We start from the raw sequence: 3144 nt of genomic DNA, 5'->3' as shown, positions 1-3144 counted from the left end.
AAGTAAAGTTATATAGAGCTATAAGTAAGATTCAAGGTGATGAATGATTCTTTGTTCCTCATCTTTTGAGGCTTTTAATACCATGTATCCGTTAGGGTCAAAATGAACAATAGCGTGAATGCTAATTACCTGAGAAAGCACATTAAGCATCGCCCAGCTTGAAGGGGTAACACTAAATTGCATGTGCACTAAGCGCTCGCCCTCATAACTTAGTGCGCCATTGTAGCGTTGGTTGCTAGGGCATGGTTGTCGTTTGCCACATAAATAGCTTCAGCCGCTAAATCAGTAATCGTAATCGGGAAGGCTTCTGGTGAACAATATGCGTTGATCATTGCGGCTTCTGCTTGGTACTTTGTTTGTAATTCAATCTCGTTGCCGCGTACATCAATATCACCATAGAATCCAATAGAAAAAATATGAGATAAAAACTTTTCGACCGAAATAGGATTGGAGAGAGAAATGAGCCACCAATGCGCCCCTATTGCAGGCAGAAAAGTGCGTTCTTTACTGCGCGCAGCCATGAATGTAGAAGTATGCGCAGCTAATTTAGAGATGTAACTCGTTGAGATAATCGTTTTTTCAATATTTTTGGTTGCAGTCATCATAAATTCCTTTTAAAGCTGCAATATGTACAAAGCTGTCGTTTCGTAGTGTCATTTTCACTTATATATACAACTTCGTACCTTTGTAACTAGATATTACTTATCTACGCCACCAAAGAAAGCGGTTACATTACTATGTGGGCGAGGGATCACATGAGTGGCAATCACATTTATTATCTAACCAAAATGATAAAGGCAGCCATTATTAATAGCTGCCTCACGATGTTGAGTGCGTTCTATCGCAATGAATCCACACTTGATTATTTATTGAACAAGCTCATCAACTAAATCTTGGTGAGTATAAAAAGGCGATTTGGCATTTTCAGATAGATAAGGCTCCACCATTGAAATTAAACGTAGTACACCTGCTCGAATCAATTCATCTTCACTTAATTTATCGTGAAGCAGGGTTTGATAATTTAACCAGTTTAAGCTCACAAGTAGTAAGTTATCAGCAATTAAAGGCTGATTTGATGCATCGCAATCTAACATGCCTAAATCGGCTAAATGTGCGAGCATGTCACTGCTTAAAGTACGTAGTTTTAGCACCAAAGTGCGTATTTTACGTTTTATTTGTGGGCTTTGGCTGTTGAGGTTATCAAGGTTACGAAACAGGAATCGATAATGAGTAAATAGCGCCATGATGGTGTGTAAAAATGGCCAATAATCATCAAAGTCTGTAACCTGGTCTTTGTATTCGTGGCTAATACGAGTGAGTGAATTGTGAAGCTCCTCTACCAGCGTTGATATAATCTCGTCTTTACCACGAAAATGATAATAGAGATTACCAGGACTTATTCCCATTTCGGTAGCGATGATGAGTGTGCTTACATTGGCCACGCCTTTTCGATTGAATAAGTCGAGACTAACAGCGAGAATCCGATCACGGGTCTTCATGGTTATTCCTTGTCTTGACGGCGTTTGTTAAACGCGGTTTATTACAAATGCCAGTCAACTTAGTTTGCTAGTTCAGGCGCTGAGCTTAGTAGAAACTCGTATTCACTTTGCATCTGCTGCTTAATATCTTCGCTAATAAACTTCACTAAAGTACTGCCAATCAATGGCATTGCACTCGTCACAGAAACGGTTACTTGGTTGCGTGTCGCCACATCACCACCTGCTTTTTTTGCAGGTTCACTAAATAACATAGAGCCAGTGATTTTTGCTGGTACGCCAACAATCTCAACGGTCATCTTGCAAATCAAAGATTCATCGTCTTGCCAATGCCAAGTTTCACTTTGATTAATCGTATTAAAGCTACCAAGCATGCTTTTTAAAACCGCCGGGACGTTTGCAGGGACATCACGCTGTGTAGCGACGCTAAAACCATCTTCGGTCTCTTTAATGGCAATAACTTTGACGTTCTTCGCTGAAAGTTGAGCATACTTATCAGTAATAAGATCTTCTTCGCTAAAAAAACGAAGTATTGAATCCAAATCAATTTGGTAATCGTGAGTAACAGAAATATCCATTTTTCTTCCTTTTAACTTCTTAAAACTGGTCAGACAACTTAAGTTAGTGTGCAACTAGCAGCATTTGAATTCAAAGGGAAAGACTGAAAAATTAGCCCTCGATCAATATTCCTTTTTAGTATTTGTATTTTTGTCGTGACTGCTCACAATTAAATGAAATAGAGTCTTTGTTCTATTTTTTGTTGCATCCGGTACATAGTACGGAAAGCTTGGTGTTTTGTGATTAACACCTCAAACACGTTAAAGGAGGAGCTATATACTTCGCACGCTAGTAGTGTGGTGTTGCATATGCTTCATCAGTCTAATTACGCAGTCAAATAATACGTCACATTCATCGGAGTGGCGTATTATCACTTTCTTAAATGATATGGTGTCGTGCTCTAAAGAAAGAAAAACCACTCGCTAGGCACGAGTGGTTTTTTATTATCTAATCTACAGTGTTTGAAATTCGATGCGATAGGACTGACTTTTAGAAAGGGTAATGATACTGATTGTTGTTTGCCTTTATCTAGGGGAGACATTCTGGTATTTTTAAGCATCTAATCACGTTTGAGTATGACTATTGTGGATGCGAAAAAGGCCCTAAAGAAGCTTAAGAAGAAAACGCTGATACAGCCTAGCCGTTCTGCAAAGAAGTTAATGTCGCTAGGGAAGACGCTATCTGTCAGAAGCCGCCTTAATATAGATGAAAGTGTTAAACGTGAAATGAAAGACATTTCGCATCAGGCATTGGTTGATGCTGTGAGTGAATTGGCAACACCATTGAACCCTCTGTTATCCTGGTTTAATGAGGGGAGCAGTGTGCCTATGACGCTTGCTTTTGCTGGTGGTAGTTCAACGACTGTTAAGCGCGTGATGCCAATACCTGAACAATCAAATCCGAAAATCTCCTTAGCGCGAATGCCGCTCAAATCTCCCCCTTGTAAACGTTGTCCAGCGATGGGTGCGGGGCTATGCAAATGTGCCGTTAAAAAGTTTGGTTTATAGCTGTTACAGACAAATAAAAGTGTAACTGTGAATAGCCTGTCTCTTATACACAATTTATCCTACACACAAAAGGCCTTGTTTAT

4 protein-coding genes are annotated in these 3144 nt (G+C 39.6%); 1 reads left to right on the top strand and 3 read right to left on the bottom strand.

All coding sequences use genetic code 11. The annotated features are described in order from the left end of the window. Positions 1 to 209: 209 nt before the first annotated feature. The 3 genes from ASV53_RS23335 to ASV53_RS23325 form a co-directional block, all read right to left on the bottom strand. Complete coding sequence (locus ASV53_RS23335; protein ID WP_141226305.1) at positions 210 to 605, bottom strand: hypothetical protein; 396 nt, start codon at positions 603 to 605, stop codon at positions 210 to 212. A gap of 261 nt (positions 606 to 866) precedes the next feature. Continuing rightward, positions 867 to 1499, bottom strand: coding sequence for a TetR/AcrR family transcriptional regulator (locus tag ASV53_RS23330; RefSeq protein ID WP_048898436.1), 633 nt, complete (start codon positions 1497 to 1499; stop codon positions 867 to 869). 59 nt (positions 1500 to 1558) lie between these two features. After that, positions 1559 to 2074, bottom strand: a complete 516-nt coding sequence (locus tag ASV53_RS23325) for a DUF2505 domain-containing protein (protein ID WP_094958896.1) — start codon at positions 2072 to 2074, stop codon at positions 1559 to 1561. A gap of 555 nt (positions 2075 to 2629) precedes the next feature. On the opposite strand from ASV53_RS23325, the gene ASV53_RS23320 reads away from it, so the two are divergent. Then, positions 2630 to 3061 (top strand): hypothetical protein, encoded by a 432-nt coding sequence (locus ASV53_RS23320; RefSeq protein WP_239928901.1) that lies wholly within the window; start codon positions 2630 to 2632, stop codon positions 3059 to 3061. Positions 3062 to 3144: the final 83 nt, after the last annotated feature.

Source organism: Photobacterium sanguinicancri (genome assembly GCF_002265265.1).
GTDB classification, from domain to species: domain Bacteria; phylum Pseudomonadota; class Gammaproteobacteria; order Enterobacterales; family Vibrionaceae; genus Photobacterium; species Photobacterium sanguinicancri.
Note: the sequence above shows the minus strand (reverse complement) of the source record. Positions and strands in the feature narration are given on the sequence as shown.

What these genes read in the sequence shown, in the direction of transcription:
- ASV53_RS23320 (WP_239928901.1), top strand. Translation starts at nt 2,630, where the DNA reads ATGACTATTGTGGATGCGAAAAAGGCCCTAAAGAAGCTTAAGAAGAAA.
- ASV53_RS23325 (WP_094958896.1), bottom strand. Translation starts at nt 2,074, where the DNA reads ATGGATATTTCTGTTACTCACGATTACCAAATTGATTTGGATTCAATA.
- ASV53_RS23335 (WP_141226305.1), bottom strand. Translation starts at nt 605, where the DNA reads ATGATGACTGCAACCAAAAATATTGAAAAAACGATTATCTCAACGAGT.
- ASV53_RS23330 (WP_048898436.1), bottom strand. Translation starts at nt 1,499, where the DNA reads ATGAAGACCCGTGATCGGATTCTCGCTGTTAGTCTCGACTTATTCAAT.